Annotated in this window: 24 protein-coding genes and 2 tRNA genes; 6 read left to right on the top strand and 20 right to left on the bottom strand. The window is 43.3% G+C overall.

Annotated features, from left to right (window positions below):
- Positions 1-12: 12 nt before the first annotated feature.
- The 4 genes from MSED_RS00945 to MSED_RS00930 form a co-directional block, all read right to left on the bottom strand.
- Complete coding sequence (locus tag MSED_RS00945) at positions 13-1,116, bottom strand: ATP-binding cassette domain-containing protein (protein ID WP_011921324.1); 1,104 nt, start codon at positions 1,114-1,116, stop codon at positions 13-15.
- Positions 1,077-1,661, bottom strand: coding sequence for a hypothetical protein (locus MSED_RS00940; RefSeq protein ID WP_011921323.1), 585 nt, complete (start codon positions 1,659-1,661; stop codon positions 1,077-1,079). The genes MSED_RS00945 and MSED_RS00940 overlap by 40 nt, the downstream gene beginning before the upstream one ends.
- Positions 1,658-2,182: a hypothetical protein gene (locus tag MSED_RS00935; RefSeq protein WP_011921322.1), complete on the bottom strand. Its 525-nt coding sequence runs from the start codon at positions 2,180-2,182 to the stop codon at positions 1,658-1,660. Before MSED_RS00935 ends, MSED_RS00940 begins: the two co-directional genes overlap by 4 nt.
- Positions 2,183-2,445: 263 nt before the next feature.
- Positions 2,446-2,519, bottom strand: a tRNA-Lys gene (locus MSED_RS00930).
- A gap of 218 nt (positions 2,520-2,737) precedes the next feature.
- On the opposite strand from MSED_RS00930, the gene MSED_RS00925 reads away from it, so the two are divergent.
- Both MSED_RS00925 and MSED_RS12250 read left to right on the top strand, forming a co-directional pair.
- Positions 2,738-2,992, top strand: a complete 255-nt coding sequence (locus MSED_RS00925) for an AbrB/MazE/SpoVT family DNA-binding domain-containing protein (RefSeq protein WP_048059944.1) — start codon at positions 2,738-2,740, stop codon at positions 2,990-2,992.
- Positions 2,993-3,246: 254 nt separating this feature from the next.
- Complete coding sequence (locus MSED_RS12250; protein WP_155464916.1) at positions 3,247-3,408, top strand: PIN domain-containing protein; 162 nt, start codon at positions 3,247-3,249, stop codon at positions 3,406-3,408.
- Positions 3,409-3,489: 81 nt separating this feature from the next.
- On the opposite strand, the gene MSED_RS00915 is transcribed toward MSED_RS12250, so the two are convergent.
- The 12 genes from MSED_RS00915 to argC all read right to left on the bottom strand — a co-directional run bounded on the left by MSED_RS00915 (position 3,490) and on the right by argC (position 12,010).
- Positions 3,490-3,581, bottom strand: a tRNA-Lys gene (locus MSED_RS00915).
- A gap of 450 nt (positions 3,582-4,031) precedes the next feature.
- Positions 4,032-4,952 (bottom strand): NAD-dependent epimerase/dehydratase family protein, encoded by a 921-nt coding sequence (locus MSED_RS00905; protein WP_011921319.1) that lies wholly within the window; start codon positions 4,950-4,952, stop codon positions 4,032-4,034.
- 99 nt (positions 4,953-5,051) lie between these two features.
- The gene (locus MSED_RS00900) at positions 5,052-5,345 is read right to left on the bottom strand and encodes a hypothetical protein (RefSeq protein WP_011921318.1); all 294 of its coding nucleotides are present in this window, start codon (positions 5,343-5,345) and stop codon (positions 5,052-5,054) included.
- Entirely contained in the window at positions 5,342-5,728 is a 387-nt protein-coding gene (locus MSED_RS00895) for a 30S ribosomal protein S8e (RefSeq protein ID WP_011921317.1), read from the bottom strand. The genes MSED_RS00900 and MSED_RS00895 overlap by 4 nt, the downstream gene beginning before the upstream one ends.
- Before the next feature lie 38 nt (positions 5,729-5,766).
- Positions 5,767-6,534: a polyprenyl diphosphate synthase gene (uppS, locus tag MSED_RS00890; protein WP_011921316.1), complete on the bottom strand. Its 768-nt coding sequence runs from the start codon at positions 6,532-6,534 to the stop codon at positions 5,767-5,769.
- Positions 6,519-7,556 (bottom strand): N-acetyl-lysine deacetylase, encoded by a 1,038-nt coding sequence (locus MSED_RS00885; protein ID WP_011921315.1) that lies wholly within the window; start codon positions 7,554-7,556, stop codon positions 6,519-6,521. Before MSED_RS00885 ends, uppS begins: the two co-directional genes overlap by 16 nt.
- Entirely contained in the window at positions 7,507-8,667 is a 1,161-nt protein-coding gene (gene lysJ / locus MSED_RS00880) for a [LysW]-aminoadipate semialdehyde/glutamate semialdehyde transaminase (protein WP_011921314.1), read from the bottom strand. Before lysJ ends, MSED_RS00885 begins: the two co-directional genes overlap by 50 nt.
- Complete coding sequence (gene lysX / locus MSED_RS00875) at positions 8,664-9,515, bottom strand: lysine biosynthesis protein LysX (RefSeq protein WP_011921313.1); 852 nt, start codon at positions 9,513-9,515, stop codon at positions 8,664-8,666. Before lysX ends, lysJ begins: the two co-directional genes overlap by 4 nt.
- Positions 9,512-9,682, bottom strand: coding sequence for an alpha-aminoadipate/glutamate carrier protein LysW (gene lysW/argW / locus MSED_RS00870; RefSeq protein WP_048060222.1), 171 nt, complete (start codon positions 9,680-9,682; stop codon positions 9,512-9,514). Before lysW/argW ends, lysX begins: the two co-directional genes overlap by 4 nt.
- 65 nt (positions 9,683-9,747) lie before the next feature.
- Positions 9,748-10,173 carry an HTH-type transcriptional regulator LysM gene (lysM, locus tag MSED_RS00865; RefSeq protein WP_011921311.1) on the bottom strand — a complete coding sequence of 142 codons (426 nt, stop codon included), beginning with the start codon at positions 10,171-10,173 and terminating at the stop codon, positions 9,748-9,750.
- The gene (locus tag MSED_RS00860) at positions 10,170-10,958 is read right to left on the bottom strand and encodes a [LysW]-aminoadipate/[LysW]-glutamate kinase (protein ID WP_011921310.1); all 789 of its coding nucleotides are present in this window, start codon (positions 10,956-10,958) and stop codon (positions 10,170-10,172) included. Before MSED_RS00860 ends, lysM begins: the two co-directional genes overlap by 4 nt.
- Positions 10,959-10,960: 2 nt before the next feature.
- Complete coding sequence (gene argC / locus MSED_RS00855) at positions 10,961-12,010, bottom strand: N-acetyl-gamma-glutamyl-phosphate reductase (protein ID WP_048059942.1); 1,050 nt, start codon at positions 12,008-12,010, stop codon at positions 10,961-10,963.
- Between the two features lie 55 nt (positions 12,011-12,065).
- On the opposite strand from argC, the gene MSED_RS00850 reads away from it, so the two are divergent.
- The gene (locus MSED_RS00850) at positions 12,066-12,488 is read left to right on the top strand and encodes a hypothetical protein (RefSeq protein ID WP_011921308.1); all 423 of its coding nucleotides are present in this window, start codon (positions 12,066-12,068) and stop codon (positions 12,486-12,488) included.
- Here the strand turns inward: MSED_RS00850 and cedB are convergent.
- A complete protein-coding gene (cedB, locus tag MSED_RS00845; protein WP_011921307.1) occupies positions 12,462-14,237 on the bottom strand; it encodes a DNA import protein CedB in 1,776 nt (591 codons plus the stop codon). The two genes, MSED_RS00850 and cedB, sit on opposite strands and share 27 nt — an antisense overlap.
- 137 nt (positions 14,238-14,374) lie before the next feature.
- On the opposite strand from cedB, the gene MSED_RS00840 reads away from it, so the two are divergent.
- Together MSED_RS00840 and MSED_RS00835 are read left to right on the top strand one after the other, a co-directional pair.
- Positions 14,375-14,683 carry a hypothetical protein gene (locus tag MSED_RS00840; RefSeq protein ID WP_011921306.1) on the top strand — a complete coding sequence of 103 codons (309 nt, stop codon included), beginning with the start codon at positions 14,375-14,377 and terminating at the stop codon, positions 14,681-14,683.
- A 31-nt stretch (positions 14,684-14,714) separates the two neighbouring features.
- On the top strand, positions 14,715-15,587 hold the full coding sequence (locus MSED_RS00835) for an NAD(P)/FAD-dependent oxidoreductase (RefSeq protein WP_011921305.1): 873 nt from the start codon (positions 14,715-14,717) through the stop codon (positions 15,585-15,587).
- On the opposite strand, the gene MSED_RS00830 is transcribed toward MSED_RS00835, so the two are convergent.
- The 3 genes from MSED_RS00830 to MSED_RS00820 all read right to left on the bottom strand — a co-directional run bounded on the left by MSED_RS00830 (position 15,553) and on the right by MSED_RS00820 (position 18,536).
- A complete protein-coding gene (locus MSED_RS00830; protein WP_235579886.1) occupies positions 15,553-16,374 on the bottom strand; it encodes a carbohydrate kinase family protein in 822 nt (273 codons plus the stop codon). The two genes, MSED_RS00835 and MSED_RS00830, sit on opposite strands and share 35 nt — an antisense overlap.
- The gene (locus tag MSED_RS00825; protein ID WP_011921303.1) at positions 16,328-16,609 is read right to left on the bottom strand and encodes a hypothetical protein; all 282 of its coding nucleotides are present in this window, start codon (positions 16,607-16,609) and stop codon (positions 16,328-16,330) included. Before MSED_RS00825 ends, MSED_RS00830 begins: the two co-directional genes overlap by 47 nt.
- A gap of 151 nt (positions 16,610-16,760) precedes the next feature.
- Positions 16,761-18,536: an Rqc2 family fibronectin-binding protein gene (locus MSED_RS00820; RefSeq protein ID WP_048060221.1), complete on the bottom strand. Its 1,776-nt coding sequence runs from the start codon at positions 18,534-18,536 to the stop codon at positions 16,761-16,763.
- Between the two features lie 48 nt (positions 18,537-18,584).
- On the opposite strand from MSED_RS00820, the gene MSED_RS00815 reads away from it, so the two are divergent.
- Positions 18,585-18,833, top strand: a complete 249-nt coding sequence (locus MSED_RS00815; protein ID WP_011921301.1) for a hypothetical protein — start codon at positions 18,585-18,587, stop codon at positions 18,831-18,833.
- Position 18,834: the final 1 nt, after the last annotated feature.

The raw sequence follows: 18,834 nt of genomic DNA, 5'->3' as shown, positions 1-18,834 counted from the left end.
TTATCACGATCCTCAACTTAAAGAGATTATTTGGTCGCAGATGGGAATAACGTCCTTGTCATGAGTAGCCAAAATTAAACCTCTCCTTTCCTCCCTTAAAAGTTCGACCATTTTCACAAAATTTTGTAATCCGTCACCGTCCATGGCCGTGGTAGGCTCGTCCAGTCCTATGACCTTGTAACCTGAAGCGTAGGCTGAGGCTATAAGCACCCTCATCTTCTGACCTAGGCTAAGCGTAAAGGGGCTTCTCTCCCTCAGTTCAGTGAGACCGAAAAGGGAAAGCGCGTCATCGTTACCCACTTCATCAGCCACGGTCTCGTAAAAGAACTGCAAATCAAGGTTCTGAAAGACCGAGTAGATCTTCTTGGAGAGTTTCCTGAGTATGGTGGTCTTTCCGACACCGTTCTTACCTATTAAACAGACTACCTCTCCCTCTCTTACCTTCAACCTCAGCCCCACTTGAACGTCTAGAATCTCGGATCCTGGTGACCCTCTTTGATACTCTATCTGAAACCCCCTGAGTCCGTTCCTCCTCAAGAATTCCTGGTCCTCCAGCTTCTCCTTGTCAACCTCTCGCACGTCTCCTGACAGGAGGTAAACTCTTTGAACGAGGTTGAGGAGATGTTTAGTCCTATGTTCTGATATTAAACTTCCCTTTGGTATTGAGCCTAGGACAAGTTTGATTCCCTCGTCGTCGAGGTTAGATAGTGGCTCGTCGATTAGCAGGTACTCAGGTCCGTAGGAGAGCACCGAGGATATCACAAACCTTTTCCTATATCCATCGGACAACTTGAAGAAATCCGTGGAGAAGTAGGGACCCATTAACCTCTTCCCGATCTCAAAATTCACATGATGAAAATGGGACATTAGTCTAAGCTCATCTTCAAGGGTGGTGGCCAGAATTTGGGAACTTGGGTCTTGGAATACGGCGGAGACCAGCGAGTAATCCTTTCTCTCACAGAAATCTTGCTCGTCCAGGAACACATTGTGCTTCTGACACAGAATGGAGTTGATCAGGGTAGTCTTACCGCTCCCATTCCTTCCCACCAGTCCTACTATCTCGTCCCTTTCCAGCTCTACTTTACCAGGGAGATAGGGATGAGTAATGACAAGCAAATTGTAACAACCCCCGCAGTAATGGGTAGGATATCGTATTTTGAGGGCTTGAGGTCTATTCTCCTAGAGAATTTACCGTGTAACTTTATTTCGTAGGCCTTGTTTAAGTCCTCCGCTATCTTCACCATCTCAACGACTATGGGTCTTGATAACTTTTCAACACTGAAACCTAGTTTTCTTGCCCTCCTATAGAAGAACACATCTGAGGCCAACTGATAGAATAACGGAATGTAACTTAACGTTATCACCAGTGGTATCCCCTTCTCGCCCACTAGGCCCACCAAGGATACCCTATCAAGAAATTCGGAAAGGGAGAGGAAGACGTTTATGAAAGTGAAAGCCCTCATCACATACGTGAAGATTAAGGGGTTGAAGTGGGAGGTGACAAGGTAGGAGAGGAAGAGCGCCAGTATTTCAGGTATCATAAACCTGTATTGTTTATATGTTAATCCAAGGGAAATTACTAAGCTCCAGAGTGGGACAAGATAGGAAGCCATAACGACGCAGGAGGCATAAAATAGACCATACCATACCTTCCATTTCACTTTATTACACCTGATTTAATGAGGAATTTTCCTATATTATTGGATATTACTCCCATGATTGCGCTTTCTCCAAAATAAAGGAGACTGAAGGCCAAGGTTAGAAGGGGAAGCTCATGAACAGCGGGTATCCCGAGAAAGATGAACCCGAACACAACGCTGAGCACCCCTGCAAGTCCTCCAGCTAGGGTCGTGTTGACCATTACTGCCTTAAATCCCCTGTAACCCACTTTCCTAGACACAGCCTCTACAACTACACCCACAACCAGGAAGGTCGCGCTTAAGAAGAGAAGGAAGAATAGCCCGTAGAGGAGTGCACTTATTAGCCCCACAAGAAGTGGGCCGTTTTTCTCATTAATCAGTTGAATCCCAACCGAGATTATTATGAGGGGGATTGTGAGAGTAAGAATTGGATCAAGAAACACGCTAAGGGCGTAGAGGGAGAGCGAAAGGCTCATGACTGCTGCTACTCCAAAGGAGGCTACTGAGAAGATTGAAGAATAAATAAGTAGTCTTCTATTCATGAGATATTATATCAGGGTAGACGGTAAAAGTTTAAGCTATGTCAGTCTGATAGATCGAGTTTCGGCTATGATCTGAACACACTAGAGTGCACAGAAAGTCCGTCACTAAGTAATTTCAATCCTTGCTGAATGTTGCGCTGTTCGTCTTAGTCTCAAGGCAAAATGGAGTGGAAAAGTCCTTGTAGACCTCTCTATGTTAAGTTTAGGGTTTATTCGTCAATATCTCTCCTAGAACGCTGTAGCGTGGAAAGTGGGGGATGTAGCGGGCCCGCCGGGATTCGAACCCGGGGCCTACGGGTTAAAAGCCCGCCGCTCTACCTAGCTGAGCTACGGGCCCCCGTCATACATGAAAAACTCTACGATATAAATTTTTGGAACTTACTTCATGACATGTAAATCTCGCTTCATAATCTATTTGTGTCAGGTAAGCTAGATTGGTATCTTTTTGTTCACGATAGTAGCTTTCCAATGCAAGGAGCACTAGAGCTAGTAGGACTGTGGGAATATCATGTCAATTTTCGGAACGTTTATTTAGAATACGGTAAAGATAATCATATGGAGAAATACAGGGTGAGAGTCGGAAAGAAAGGGGAGCTATATCTTCCAAAGGCTCTAAGGCAGAAAACAAGGATTAAAGTAAATTCTGAGGTTGAAGTCAGAATAGAGCGAGACAGGATAATAATCGACGTGATACCATCTCTGGAGGATCTCCTATCAAAAAGGAAAACGGTTAAACTAACCCCTGAGGAGTTTGAGGAAATAAGCGAGGAAGTTCAGCGTGAAATCGCTGAAGGAGAAAATTCTTCTTGATACATCCTTCCTCTTGCCTCTATTTAATGTGGACATAGGGATTGAAGATTTCAATGATCTCTTTCCCCGATTAATCGGGCAATTTGAAGCTAGTTATAGTCCACTGTCGCTAGTTGAAGCTAAGTGGGTGCTCTTACGGCTTCGAAGAAGGGGGAATTGAGTATCGACTAGAAGATTATATTGACGGTCTACGATATATACTGAATAACAATGAGCTTCACCGGATTGATATAACAACGCCGGAGATTGAGGAGATGGCTGATAAATACATGGAGACAATCCAAGACTATTTCGACAGAATGCTATACGCATCAAGCCTGGTGAATGAAATGAAATTCCTGACCTTAGATAATGCTCTGCTAAAACTAGAAAATACAATAAACTGGAATAAGATCAGGAAGATCCTCATGAAATAGAGCTCGAAGCCAGCACTTAGGCTTACAAGATTCCTGTATTACAGTCCTTGCCAAGAGGTATAGAAGCGAGAACTATAAGTGTGGCGGGCTCGCCGGGATTCGAACCCGGGACCTACGGGTACCTCCCGTTGTGGTTAAGAGCCCGTCGCTCTACCTGGCTAAGCTACGAGCCCAGGGTAAAGCTAAGCAAAATAGATCAAGTGGATATTTAAAGTAAACGAGCCATACCCTATCCTTCACTCCCTGAAGCCCCTCATACGCGTGGGTAGTTCACGTATGGGGACTTCTGACGCAATCGCGTAGCGCGAGGGATAAGTCAAGATGATTTGAGAGTTGAAAATAACCATGGGAGCTGAATGGGAAATCGCCCCTCACAGGGAAAAGACCCACCCACTAATTGAATGGACTGAGAGAGTCATCTCTCATCGTCTGGAATAGTTAACATAATGATCCCGGTATAGGCTATGTACCCAAACACAATTAAAATAACTAGAAACTCTATGAAATGGATGAATATAGGAGGTATTTTCTGAAATATCTCAAACCTGTATCCTAGAAATAGATTAACGAATGATAAGATAATAATAAGAATGGAAAAGGTGACCATTAAGGCTCCAAGTAGCCTAAACCTTCTCATAGCCTAACAACCTTAATGCTTCCCTCGTGGCCCGTCTAATCACTTCCCTAGAGGAGAGAGTCGGTGCCCAACCGAGGGACTTTATCTTAGAGATGTCAAGCAACATTAATCTCACGTCTCCCTTCCAGCCCCTTCCGTTATCTGCATCCCGGTACACATGAACAGGCCTTAGTCCCATTTCCTCTTCCACGATACTAGCTATCTCGTCTACGGTGATCCAATCCTCATTCCCCACATTGAAGTAATCGTATCCTCGCCTATGTCTATCCTTAAGGAAAAGAACCGCCTGAATAAGATCGCTAACATGAAGGTAGCTCTTGCGCTGTTTCCCATTTCCCAGAATTTCGAGGGTTGTGGGGTCTTTCATTAACTTTTTAATGAAATCTATTACTACGCCATGAGAAACTCTACCACCCGTAATGTTTGCTAGCCTTAGGGATAGGGCCGTTATCCCATAATTCTGAGAGTAGAACCTCGTCATTTCTTCCCCCATTAACTTGAAGAGACCGTAGTTGGAGATTGGATTTGTCTCCGCAGTCTCTGGGGTGGGGGTCTTTGCCTCCCCGTACACTGTAGAAGACGAGAAAAAGATGAAGAACTTGCAGTCTGATTTCCTTGCCGACTCTAGTGCATTAAGGGTAGCCTTTACATCCCTTTCGAAATGTTCCTCAATGTTCTCCATGGACGTTCTCACGTCTGGGTTAGCTGCTAGGTGATACATTGTGTCGCAACTCTCAAGCTTAGGGGATTGTGACCGAAGATCTATCCTCTGGAACTTAGCCATGGAATTAATGTAGTTACCACTTGAAAGATCGTCCAGCACTAGGACTTGATTGCCCTGTTGAAGTAAGGCATCCACTAGATGTCCTCCTATGTAACCTGCTCCTCCAGTAACAACTGAGACCATTTAAAGTTCTAGACACGTTACAGATTAAATAGTGAGCTGTGCCATACTTCAGGTGAGAACTAATTCCTGCGAAATGCCTGAACTGGACCAAAATTCGACTCATGGGTTTCTGTAACTGCCTGATTGGGGTGATTGTTTTAACCTTTGGTAAATCGCCTTCACGGTGGCCTCCTTAGAGCCTAACTTCTTCACCGCAACTAATCCCTTTATCTTACTAGCTGGATGCTCCTTCTCTAAAACAAGAGGGTCTAGATTTAATGCCTTGGACGAATCAAGAAGGTCCTTTAGTGTTACCTTTAGCCTTGGAAATCTCCTACCCTTCCTTCTGCTTGGAGCTATAAAGTAGGCCAGCCAAACAACGACCCTCTCCTTCTCAAAATCCCTTAAGCTCATTGTTGCATCAGTATAGCGTTGATGACTCCATGCTGTCCTGGTCTGGACGTAACTAATGCTTTCCCGATCTCAGTCCTAATTATGGATCCCTTTACTATTATTCCTCTTCTAGCATATTCCCTGTTTGCAGAGCTTTCAATAACCTCTAAAATTTTTACCTTCTTGGCCGTGCCATCGCTTAAGTTTATTACATTAGCGTAAGCAGCGTACGTGAGCCTCACCTTAGCGTTTCCTCCTAACACTCTTGCCTTCTCTCTTATATCCTCGGAATAAACCTTTGTTTCTGTAGGCTGGCTACCTATCTCGAATTTCCTCTTCCCCCTTGATACGTTCTTCTTTCCACCTGTAATTTTCCTCAAGTCCCTACCTTGATATACACCCATTAGCGTTCAGAAAATCATTTGTCCGAGGATTAAAAAGGTTAAGCCCCGAACCTTCTCACTCGTCTTTGATATGCCCTTATGGCTCTCCAGAGATCAATTCTCCTAAAGTCTGGCCAGTAGGCTTCACAGAAAAAGAGTTCTGAATAGGCAAGGTGCCACAAAAGGAAGTTACTTATCCTCATCTCCCCTGATGTCCTGATGACTAAATCAATATCACTCAATTCCTCGTCATAAAAATACTTCCTGAACTCCTCCTCTGTCAGGTTTGATAGATCCTTCTTGTTCGTGTCCCTTATCATCCGAGAAACCGCATCAAGAATCTCCTGTCTCCCGCCATAGCAGATGGCAAGGGTGAGCTTTCTATCCAAGTAGCTGGCTGATCTTTCCATTACTTTCTTCACGGTGTCACGTAAATCGTCACTGACCATTTCAAGTTTACCAATAGCCCTGACCTTTATCCTATACCTATCAACGAAGTTCTCTGTGACCATCTCCTCGATTCCCCTCTTTATATATCCCATAATGACGTCTAGTTCGGTCCTAGTTCTCTTGGTGCAATTCTCTGTGGAAAGCGCAAACACCGTAACGTTCTTGACACCCAGATCCAATAACCAGATTAAGACGTTCCTTAGTTTCTTATAGCCCATGAGATAAGCTTCATTTATAGAGGAGTTGTTACTTCTGGCCCATCGCCTATTGCCGTCAGGTATGATTCCAACATGATTGGGTATAGGACCCTTCCTTATCTCCCTCCAAAGTATCTGCTCGTAAATGGGATAGAGGGGTTTCATCAATGCTTTAAGCATAACTCTTCTAGTGCATTGACATAGGTGAGTGTGGCTATATATATTTCATCGAGAGTTATCCTTTCAAACTCAGTATGCTCTAATCTAGAATCGCCGGGTCCATATGTTGCTATACTGGGGGTAATAGAGATTAGCAAGTTCATATCACTCGTTCCTCCCTTTCTCACTAAGGATGGCTTTACTCCCTGTTGAAGTAACCCCCTCATGAGTGCCCTTACAGCAGGCGTCGAGGGTCCAACTTTTACAGGGGGAATGGATTCACCCACGGTCAGATCACATCCTTCGAATTTCTCAGAAATCTTGGACAGAATATCACCTTCTGAGATTCCATATGGATACCTCACGTCAAAATGGACGTAAAAGTCGCTTGGGGTAACGTTAGGAGAGTCGCCACTCCTAACTATGGTTGGGACAATACTCGGTGAAGAATATTGTGAAGGAAGTTGTGAGGACTCTAGGATGGCGGGAATATACTTAAGGATAATGTTATCCGTGGCTGAGGACGAGTGCTCTGGTTTCCCGTGACAGTTAACGTTGATCCTCAATAATCCCCTGTACTCCACAGCGATATGTGTGGTGTTGGTAGGTTCACCCACAATTATGTGTGAGAATCTTTTTCCCGAGGAAACTAGTTCCCTGGCTCCTGCGCTTTTATTCTCCTCATCCGATAGAGCACCTACCTGGACCTTGCAACCCCTCTCGTTCATTATCCAGGATGCAAGTATCATTGAAACTAGAGGTCCCTTTGCGTCCACCGCTCCCCTTCCTGTAATCTCTTCGCCTAATATTGAAGGTGGTATGTAACCTGGGACGGTATCAATGTGGGAGGCTAGTAGTATTTCTCCATCACCAAGGAAAAAGGAATTCGTCGAAGTCACATACAGATTCAGATTCAGCTCATCAGCTATCTTTTGAAAAATCCCTTTGGCTAGACCCTCCTGGCCTGAAGGCGTATAAACGCTTAATAATTGCTCAAGAAGTTTTCTTGCCTTCTGTTTCAGCAACTCCTTTTCTAGTTGCATCAACTGCCAACTCCATGTCCTGATTAGTTATCATGTAGGGTGATAGGAACCTTATGGTCGAGACACCGGCCTTAAGGGATAGCACGCCATTATCCTGGAGCACCTTTATTGCAGTACCTGGATTAAGCCTAAGGTCAACACCTATCATTAACCCCAATCCCCTGACTTCCCTGACCGACTTGAAGTCCACCAGTGCATCTCTAAGCATTTTCATGAACGTTTCGCCCTTAACCTTAGCTTGTTCGGGCACCTTATCTTCCTTGAGCACTCTTGATGCAGCAGTGACCGCGGCCGCTGCCATCGGGTTGCCTCCGTAAGTGGTTCCATGATCCCCTTCGCCCAGCTTCTCAGCTATTGAATCTGGGACGAAAACCGCGCTAACCGGAAATCCTCCTCCTATGGCCTTCCCTGCAGTCAAGATATCTGGCCTTATCCCATAATGCTGATACGCCCACACCTTGCCTGTTCTCCCAAAACCAGCCTGCACTTCATCGGAAACCAGAAGTATTCCCCTTCTCTCGGTCTCCTCCCTTAACGCCTTTACAAACTCAGGCTTAGCTGGTATTACGCCTCCCTCTCCCTGTACTGGTTCCAGAATAACTGCAGCCACGCTATCGTCTAGCTTTTTAAGTTCATCTATTTGATTGAACTCCAAGAACTCGATGGGAGAAATGAGGGGCTCAAAGGGCTCCCTATATTTCTTGTTCCATGTAATCGAAAGGGAACCCATAGTCCTCCCATGGAACGAATTCTTGAACGCAATGAACTTCTTTCTTCCAGTGATTTTCCTAGCTATCTTCATGGCAAGTTCCACAGCCTCAGTCCCACTGTTTAGTAGGAATATGTTATCCATACCTTCAGGCTTCAGATCATCTATCTCTTTCAGCATTTCATCCCTTATGTCAATATCAAAGGCGGTGGTTAAGGTGATAATGGTATCCAGCTGTCTCTTTAGATATTCCACAACCTTAGGGTTTCTATGACCTAGAAAGGCCACGCCATGTCCCGCGTGGAGATCCAGATACCTTCTTCCCTTATCGTCCCAGACATACTGATTTTCTCCCTTTACTATCCTTAATCCTCTTGACCCGTAAAACGTGATTAGTTTCATTTCTTAATTACCTCTGTGAGCTTGTTTAAAAGGAAACCACTAACATTGAACTGATTTACCCTTACCGTATTCTTGTACTCCGGTACACCGTTCACTTCTCCCACAAGGTAACCTCTTTCCTTATCCTCAAAGACATCTATTCCAAGGAAAAACCCTCCAATTACTTCCTTCACCTTTAAGGCTAGTTCCCTCAACTCCTCATCTATCTTTAGGGGCTTAGCTATGGCACCCAGTGCAGTGTTAGTCTTCCAATTCTTGGGATTTTCCCTGTATATTCCCACTGGAGCCTCATCACCTATAACGAAGATTCTGATGTCGCGATCCGGTTTATTTACGTACTCCTGGATGTAAAAGATCGTCTTATACTGAAGCGTTGTGAACTCCTGATATTCAATTAAACTACGCAAGGTATCCTCGTCTTGCGCTCTAGCTACCATCCTTCCCCAACTTCCCTCAATAGGCTTTATGACCACAGGATAACCTAGTTTTCCAGCTATTTCCAGTGCTCTCTCCCTCGAGAACGCTATTGCTGTTCTCGGAACTGCCACGCCCCTACTCCTTAGTAGAAATGTCGTGAGGAGTTTGTTCTCGCACCTATTAAGAGTCAGGGAATCATTAAATACCTTAAACCCGTAGGTCTCAAACAGCATGGAGGTTGCCGAAGCCCTGCTATGGCTAGTGTTTCTTTGAATGACTGCCTCCATATCCTGATAACCGGTATCTTCGCTTGACAGAAAAGTCAGGTCCTTGGTAAAAAGTGGTATTACCTTATTACCAGCTTTCTTTGCTTCATCTATTAAATTTCTCTCTTCCCACCTAAGGAGATCGTAGGAAACTCCTAGTATCACTCTCCCCAGTCCTCTCCTATTTGTTCCGCTAACCTCAAGGATAATCTTCCGTGATCGCTGTATACCTCAAGCTGTGCGCCACAATCATGCTCTACTATCTCCCCAGGTAAGGCATTGTCGTCTACCTGGACCTCTCCTCCACAGACAGGACATTTTAGCGAAACCATTGCAGATCGAATCATCATCTGTAGTTCAGTGTTCAAAAGCTTTTATGAAAATAAATAGTTCGAACTTAGAACCAAGTCCTAAGGATTATAGTACTATTGGTCCCCATAACACCCTGTATACTCCTTATTTCATCTATTGTCCTGTTGATAGATGAGATGTTTATTCCCCGTACAATAACAATTATATCATAATCTCCTGTGGTCTCGTATACGGTTTCTACGCCCGGTGTCTTTGCTATTTTTTTAGAAATCTCAGGCGTAGGTATTTGCGGAGTCGACTTTACCATAACTATTGCCTTTACTTCGTTCTCTAGCTCGTAATCTATGGTAAACCTCTTTATGACACCCAATTTTGTCAATTTCTCGATCCTTTTCCTGATTGCAGCTTCGCTCACCTTCAGGTCCTTAGCGATCATAGTGTATGGAGTGCGTGCGTTCTTCTTCAGAACTTCCAGTATTTTTATGTCTTTAGCATCTATTTTCTCGCTCATGAGATCTCAGTCCCCCTTCCTGCCAAAGCGGAATTTATTGCATCAGGAACTAAGCCCGAGCCTATTATTACCTTACTAACTCCCGACTCCACACTCTCGGCAGCCATGAGAACTTTCCTGTTCATCCCGGGCCCAATCTTTGTGGCTAGCTCCTTTGCCTCCTCCTTACTAAGTTTCTTCACAACGGCGTTGTTTAGAAGCACACCATCCACATCTGACAGGAGTAGAAGGGCCTCCGCTTTGACAGCCCTAGCCACGTTAAAGGCCATTTGATCACCGTCTACATTCAAAGGAGTACTCTCCTCCGTATCTAGAGCTATCGGTGAAATCACTATTACATCAACTAAAGACGTTAAGGAAGATATAAGTTGAGAATTAACTGAAACTATTTTCCCCGTATAGCCACCGTCTATTATCCTCTTCTTTCCTCTTTCGTCTAAGATCATGATCCTTTTCTTTCTTGTCCCAATAACAGACCCACCGTCTACTCCAGTAATACCAATTGCTGTCTTCCCCTTGCTAATTAGTTGCGTGACAATGTTCTTGTTGATCAAGCCCATGGTCATAACGTAAATGTCTAACTCTTCCTTACTAGTATACCTACTCCTTATGCCCTCAGGTGATGTAACAAATGTGGGCTCCATGCCCATGCGCTTCGTATACTCGCTGACAATGTCTCCACCTCCATGGACTAGTATCAATTTTCCCGGGTATCTTAGAACGCTCTCTATAACGTTCTGGAGGGCGTTCTTCACTACCCTCCCTCCTATCTTTACTACAATCATGGCTACGCAGGCCTCAGAGGTGGTAATTTAAGACCTTCGTCTTCGTTGAATCCTCTTGATATATTGAAACTCTGTACAGCTTGGCCAGCTGCCCCTTTCATAAGATTATCTATTGCAGAAAACATGGTGAGTCTCCTCACCCTCTTCTCATTGGCAAATCCAATATCTGCAAAATTACTACCAATTATATACTTGGGATCAGGATAGGGATGAATCCCTCCTCTTATAATTCTCACGAACTTTTTCCCTCTGTAAAATTCAGCAATTTTCTTCCAAATATCCATGTCATCCATGTCCGTCTCTGTCCACATGTGGACAGAGGCCATGGCTCCCCTGACACTACTTATTGCGTGAGGAACAATGCTAACCTCCACCTGTTTGTTTGCTAGTAAGGAAAGTTCCTGCTCAGCCTCCGCTGCATGTCTATGTCCATCTGCCTCATAGGGCCTAATAGCATTCTGTCTCTCGGGATGATGGCTTCCCTCAGAGGGCTTAGCACCACCCTCACTGCTCGATACCTTTACGTCACTAACGAACTTCATTTGCCCCACAAAGCCCCACTTTACTGCTGGAGCTAACGCTAAGATCGTCGCTGTGGCGTTACAGCCTGGTGAGGCTATAAGCTTGGCTCCCTTTAATTCTTCAGCATGTAGCTCTGGGAGACCGTAAACGGCTTTCTGTAAAAGGTCAGGGTAAGGGTGTTCAATTCCGTACCAGTACTTATATACTTCAGGGTTCTTTAATCTGAAGTCTGCACTGAGGTCGACAACCTGTAGTCCAATCTCAAGCAATTTCGGAACGTAATTGAGCGAAACGCCGTGTGGTAAACCTAGGAACACCACGTCTGCCTTTTCCCCTATCTTATCAATTGAAAAATTTGTAAAATTCATCGTATAAAATCCCTTAAGATTTGGATGAATCAAAGAGATTGGCTTGCCTGCATATTCCCTAGACGTCACCATTGTAACTTCTACTTGCGGATGTACTGCTAACAGTCTAAGGAGTTCTCCACCAGTGTAACCCGAACCTCCGATTATTGCAGTTCGTATCATCTGCAATCTTAACTAACACCTTGCTTATAAATAATACTGTGGTTTATTAGTAGATGTGGAGACTAATACAGACGAACTTAGGAAGTTCCTAGAAGGTAAGATCTCTTCATTGAAAAAGGAGTTAGAGTTTTACGAATATCTCCTGAGCGTGATAGAGTCTGGGTACGTCCCCTCCAGAGGAGGTAAGGTGAGCCTTGACTACATCAAGAATAGAAAGGGCGAGATAATTGGCGAGATATACTTTTCTCCGCCGTCAATGAAAATACTTGTTAAAAAGAAGTTGAGCTTGCCCAAGAGCTACATGAATGCCATGAGTAAGATTCTAGAGGACACAAAGTTGACGGATAAGGTAGAGTACAACATCGTGCTAGACAAGGAGGATATTAAGGAGATCTCTATCTCGGGCGTTAAGGACGAGTTACTGTATAACAAGATCAAGGCAGGATTGCAGTCAATTCTGGAAAGAGCTTCCAGTTAACGGTTTGTGGGCCACAAGGATTGGCCTTGGATCTCCCAGGAATCTGACCAACATCTCCCCTCTACCTAGGAATGCCAGTTTATTCTCAACTTCACCATCCAGAATATTGGAATACCTCTTAACCACATCCTTCCAGAAATTCTTATCCCCATTATTCATGAAGCAAAGGGTACCTATGTTATCCATGAATATGTCCGCGTTTTGTCCAAGATCCTGGATGTTCTGAGTAGCCATTAATAAGGATATACCATGACCCCTGCCTCTCTTTATTAGATCACCTATTATCCCGTATTCGTCATCGTCCTTAAGAATTGTCCACGCCTCATCCACTACCAAACCTACCCTGAGACCGACATCGGCATCGGACGAGTAGTATGCATAAAGCATTGATATAAAGGAATATATGACAAATCTCCTCAGAGTCTCATCCTTTAATTGAGTTAGGTCCACTACGTTTATTCCATGCGTCATACCGTCCAAGATAAACGGACCGTCAGAGTCAAAAGACTCTACTAGTTCCAAGGATCTCCTTATGGAATATCTGTCTCCTATTTCCTCATACCTTAGTATGGTTCTCCACTCAGGCCTCCCATGGGTTTCCTTCAAATGCCTATTCAACACATTGAAAAGTATTGCCCTTTCTTCGCGATTTAGCTTAAATGAAACTCCTACTATTTTTTCTATAAACAATGGTTTTATTGACGGGGCCACGTAGGGAAAGTCCAGTAACTTCAGTGAATAGAAAAGAGGATTCAGAACCTTGAAGTTGAAGCCATATCTCCTCAACCTCGTCCTAATATCTCCCTTTACGTCAAAAAATACAACTGGAACTGAATATTGTAGGGACATTAGGCTCCCGAGCCAAATCAGTAACTCAGTTTTTCCAGATCCAGTTGGACCTATTATCATGATGTGAGGGTTCTCGGACTTTTCCACATTCCAGAATACCGGAACTTGCCTTTCCATATCCTTTCCTAGATATACTCCATCGCTCCACTTCTCGACCACCGGCATCTTCTCTAGGGAGAATGGAGTTAGAAATGGTATTTGAGAAGGCAATCCCTCTTTCCTAAACCTAGTAAGGTTAAGAGATAGGATATCCTCTATCTCCTTGACTGTGGCGAACCTCGATTTGATATTGAGGCTCTCTAAACCCCTTATGAGAACCTCACCGAGACTTCTCGCCTCTTGCTTATCCTTTCCATGGACTAACAGAACTACCTGATACGAGAAAGGTTTCTCTCCTTGCTCCAACCTATCTAAAATACTCTGAAGAAGTTCCATCTCCTTCTTTGCCTTGGCATTAGATGGGTCATTTTCTATTATTATTCTGAGATTTTGTAATTTATTAAGTAATCTTTCGGTATATATTCTCTGATCGATATATTTTTTCCTGAAAATAATATCCACATGTTCCCCTATATTGGTTATTTTATGAAAGGCATTTATCGAGGCCCTTAATGATGAGTCCGAAAGATCCCTATAATCATAGGGGATATCGTCTACGATGACAACCCCAATAGCAGAATTACCTCGAATAATCAACCCCTTTTCTATCGAATGCGCTATTCCATCTCCTCTCTTTATTGGAAAACTAATATTTACAGGAATCTTTATTGAGCCAGTATATAGCATTAGAACCAATAATATACCAGATAGGGAGAGGAGAAAAGGGTTCCTAAATACTAATGCCAAGATTATTGGAAGCAAGAGAATTATGTATGGCGTATATCTGTCAAATGTTTCCATCCAGCTTCAGTCGACCTGAAATATAAAATGAGAGGAGTGATCAACGAAACTATTCCGAGTAGAAACAACATGTAGAAGGTTGGTAATATCAACTGGGATATTTTAAATCAAGAATACGGTCGAATGATAATCTTGATATGAGTACAATTAGGGTGATCTTTGGAACCAATGGAGATCAAGGAGTAATTCCGGTCATATATGAATTGATCAGATCGTATCGGATTGGGAACATAGAAGTAGAAGCAAGTATGGATTTGCTCTATGACCTCGTGAACCCCACGATTGAATTTAATGGAATTAGAATGACACTGGATTACTTTACTGATGACGAGATAAGAGATCAGATAATGAAATTGATAAGAGGAGAAATTTATTCGCAAAGGTCTCCAAAGTCACCTGTTATAAGAGACGATAAGGTAATTAGTGATGGTGTCTTTGCATCTTAAACTTTATTGAAGAAACTCAATACGGATACCTGTGAGCCTGGTTATTGGTGCAGGAATAACAGGGTTAGTCCTAGCTAAACGTGAAGGAGCGACGATTATTGAGGAGCAGGCGAATTATGGGGGATTATATGGATCGGAGGAAATGGACAATGTTAAGATACCGGCCTTGCCACCCCTAGTGGGCAGAGAGAAGGAAATACTTGAGATATATCCTGATGCAGATCTCGCCGAAATCGGTCTCTCCTTAAGGATCGTGGATGAGGTACATTTAAGGTCAAAAGTATGTCCCGTTTGCGAAACACTTCCTAGCTGGATAATACCTCCTAGAAAATCTCTGTTTATCAGAAATTTTCCAGAAATATTGAGTCATTTAGCCAGTAAGGTAAAGATAGTGAGAGGTTATCCGGTGAGGATAACAAACGGGACCTTGTTCACTAACAGGGGCATTTATGACTTTAGAACTCTTTTAAACACCGGGTCCAGACAGAGACTTAATAGAAGCCTTGGACTGAACGAAAGGATAGACGCAATAGGTTGTCTTATCCTGGAGGTACTCCTTGACAGGAAGATTGGAGACTGGGATGTCTACGTCAATGGAAAATCGGGTATATCTTTCTCCCACATCATAGGCTTTCCAGATAATGAACGACTATATTACATTTACAGTTTCTATCACAAGGGTAAACTGCCTGATGTGGACAGGATAATCCTTGATCTCAAAAGAACGAGATTCATTGAATCTAGGGAGAACGTCTTGTCCTTAAGGGCTAGATACATCAATGAGTGTCTTCTATATGGCGAGAAAGAGAGACAGAGACCAGACTTTCTAAGGGAATGTGGGAGATTGGGAGCCTGGGAAAACATGGACCTTAACGGGGCAATACGTTCAGCCCTTGAGTGCTAAACTTTTCTGATAGTTCTAGGGCGTACTGTGAGGCCAGTTTCGGATCAGCTCCATTAAGCCTAAACGTAAAATAGGAACTCAAGAGAAAATCACCGTTCCCTACTTCATAACTTCCCACGACCTTTGGCTTTAGCTTTAGTTCTTCGTTCTTAGTATATAGTTGGAAACCGTCGCTCCCGTTGGAGATGATTATCTCTTGATATCCCATTTCATGAAGGTCACAAATTGATAAACCACTGGCTAAAAGTTCGTCCCTATTTGCGTGGAACACTGATAGCTCAGACTTAACCCTTACGTTAAACTTGTTGGTATAGGAAATTTCTTGACCTTCAACACAATTTCTTATGAAACCCTGTATATCCACAGCTATTGCCTTAAATTCGAAAATTGAAGAGGATATCTCTCCACATACTGGGTTAAGCAGAATCCCATCCCACGAAGACAATTTTTCGAGATGTAATGGGATTTTACCGTGAGAAAATTTCAGTGTTAGTCTCCTAGTATTTCCGTTAAAGACCAGTAGAAACCTCATTGTTCGCTCAAATATTATTTTTTCAATTATTTTTAGATATGATGGAATATCATAATTAAAGTCCTTTCCCACTGAGACGTAGCCTCCAGCTACGCCATCTGCCATGGTTACTCCGAGGCCCGAGTACACGGGAGCTCCTCCCGGTCTTTCCAGCAACTGTTGGCCATTTACAATTTCATCTATTGTCATTGCCCCAACTATAGCCACCTTACTCTTCGTCCTCATCCTCCTCTCCGCCCTCTTCCTCTTCCTCAACCTCCTTATGTTTCTTCTTATTCCATAACTCGTACCTATGAGCCAACAAATGATTGAGTAAATCCTGTTGGTTGAAGAAATATGAACCCGATGTTGGTATCCCTCCCTTCAAGCATTCCGGTCCGCATCTTGGACATAAGTATAGCTTAGTTTCTTGATCATAACATACTGTTTCCTGTCTTCCGTTAACTGTAATCTTTATTAATTCCCATCTAGGTGCCCATCTACTAGACATTAACAATCTATCTTTTTGTTAGGAGTTAAAAAGTAAACACGACTATACTTTCAGGGTCTAGAGATAGAATGTTTCATGGACTCAACTATTGGTAGTTTGAACCAGAGGCCTCAGGGGGCTATAAGTAAGACGCGGAATAAGCTGGCATATCTTAATCCTTAAGATTCAATCCGGTTGAGTTAGCCAGCTGGTGTGTTGTGCCCTTAATTTTGGATTTCCCTGGGATCATCCTCACTATTTCATCCTTCAGAGCCTTAACCCCATCCACACCCAGTTCCCTAGCGAATATCCTGCTGATTCTATCTCCTAGTTTTTCTGGATCAGAATCTCCTGGAGTTATGGTGACAAATACCTTACATCTTTTGGAAATAGCTTCAAATGAACCCACCTCAATCCTGAAATCGCTTTCCACGTTTACCCCAATTGTCAACTCTAGTTTCACGTTCTTGATGTAATTCTTTTTCCCATAGATCATGAAGGATCCCTTGGGCAGATATTCGCCTGAGGGTGGCGACTTTGAGACCTGCTCTCCGTAAACCCAAAACACATCTATGCTAGCTAGCCCCAATTTCCACGCTTTAGAGTAACAACCTGCCAACACTGCAGCGTCCATTAGATCCTGCTCTCCTATACCAACTGGATTCTTAATCACAGTGGCTGGAGCCCCCTGGATATCTGCATGCAAAAAGATATCCTTGTCCTCTAGCATTTTCCTCACAATACTCTCATTCTGGTCAATATCCCTCCCAGCTATCACAATGAAACCATTAGATGTGATGGTCCAATGATACCTTTCATACCACTCCTTCTTTCTTACCAGAATCTTGCTTCCTTCAATGGTCTCCTTAGACTTAGCCTTAATTTCCTGTTTTTTCTTTTCCAACTCCTCGATTGTCTCCCTTGTCCTCCTTATCTTTGCATCTAATTCCTTGGCCTTTTCAAAATATTGAGATGCGTTTTTAGAAGCTGAAATCTTGGGATCTATCTCTATCTTTAACCCTTCAATCTCTATTTCCTTCGCACCCTCCTTAATCTTTTCCTCAACCTCTAGATAATTATTCATTATTGCCTTACCTTTCTTCCTCAAAGTCTCAGCTTCCTCCTCCATCTTAGTCAAAGTCTCCTTGAGCTTGGAGATTGTGGCCTCAAGCTTCTTCTCTTCCCCCTCATCAACCAGTTTCTCAAGCTCCGCCTTTTCCAGCGAGGTGAAATAGTTGTCCAAGGCCTCATTATAACTGGGTAATTCGGTACATCCCGGAAAGCGAACTGGCCACACCGTTCTCTCCAAATCCACGCAAGGCTGAATTACGCCGTGTTGTATATCTTGCATAACTTTTTCCAGTTTTTTCTTAGCTTCCTCCAATTCATCTAGATTATTTGCATTTATTGAGAGAATATTAAGAAATTCCTGTGGAACCCCTAGAACCCTGGAAAGGGCGCCCTTCTTTAGATAGCTTTCTATCTCGTTAGGTTTTAGCTCTGTTGGAGACGGAGGTAGAACGTAGAGCTCCCCAGGCTTCAGTGTTCTGTCCTTGAACTCCCTTTGTTCCAGTGCAAACTTGATTCTATTATCGTTATCCGTCACAATTAACGTACCCTTTGGAAGAAGCTCTATATATACAATTTTGTCCTTTAGTTTCATTCTTAAAATTCTTTCTCCATTAACTACATCAACGTCTTCTATCAGTTCACCCCTTATTAACTCACGTAGCATCTTTGCCTTCGAATCAAGCAGTCTCTCATGGTTAAACTTTGTAAAGTGTACCCTTTTACCGGGCTGGATCACAAGCTGAGAATCGCCGTTGTGGCAATGAATAACGAAGATGTACAGATGCGGTAAATTAGTAGCAAAAATGTTATCTATTCTACAACCGACCAACCTCTCCCTATTCTCAGCTAACCAGGCCACTAGATCAATATAGCTCATTGAAAGTTTTCTTGATAACTTTATAGACATCGTTCCGTAGGCTATATTGTGGAGCCCGAGGATAAATTATTAGTTTTTAGAGGGATTCTAGGTGGGGTTGCAGGCCTAATCTCAGCCTTTACCCAGAGCTTTCTGTACTCGTTATTAATAGTGATAGCTATCTATCTCATCTCATTACCCTTGGCCAAGTTTGTCCTTAATATGGAACTGGGAAGAACTGCCTACACGAAGGGAATTATAACATTGATTGTTGCATGGTTTTTAATATTGATTATTGCATACAACAGCCTAGTTTAAG

The organism is Metallosphaera sedula DSM 5348, from assembly GCF_000016605.1.
GTDB lineage: Archaea > Thermoproteota > Thermoprotei_A > Sulfolobales > Sulfolobaceae > Metallosphaera > Metallosphaera sedula.
Note: the sequence above shows the minus strand (reverse complement) of the source record. Positions and strands in the feature narration are given on the sequence as shown.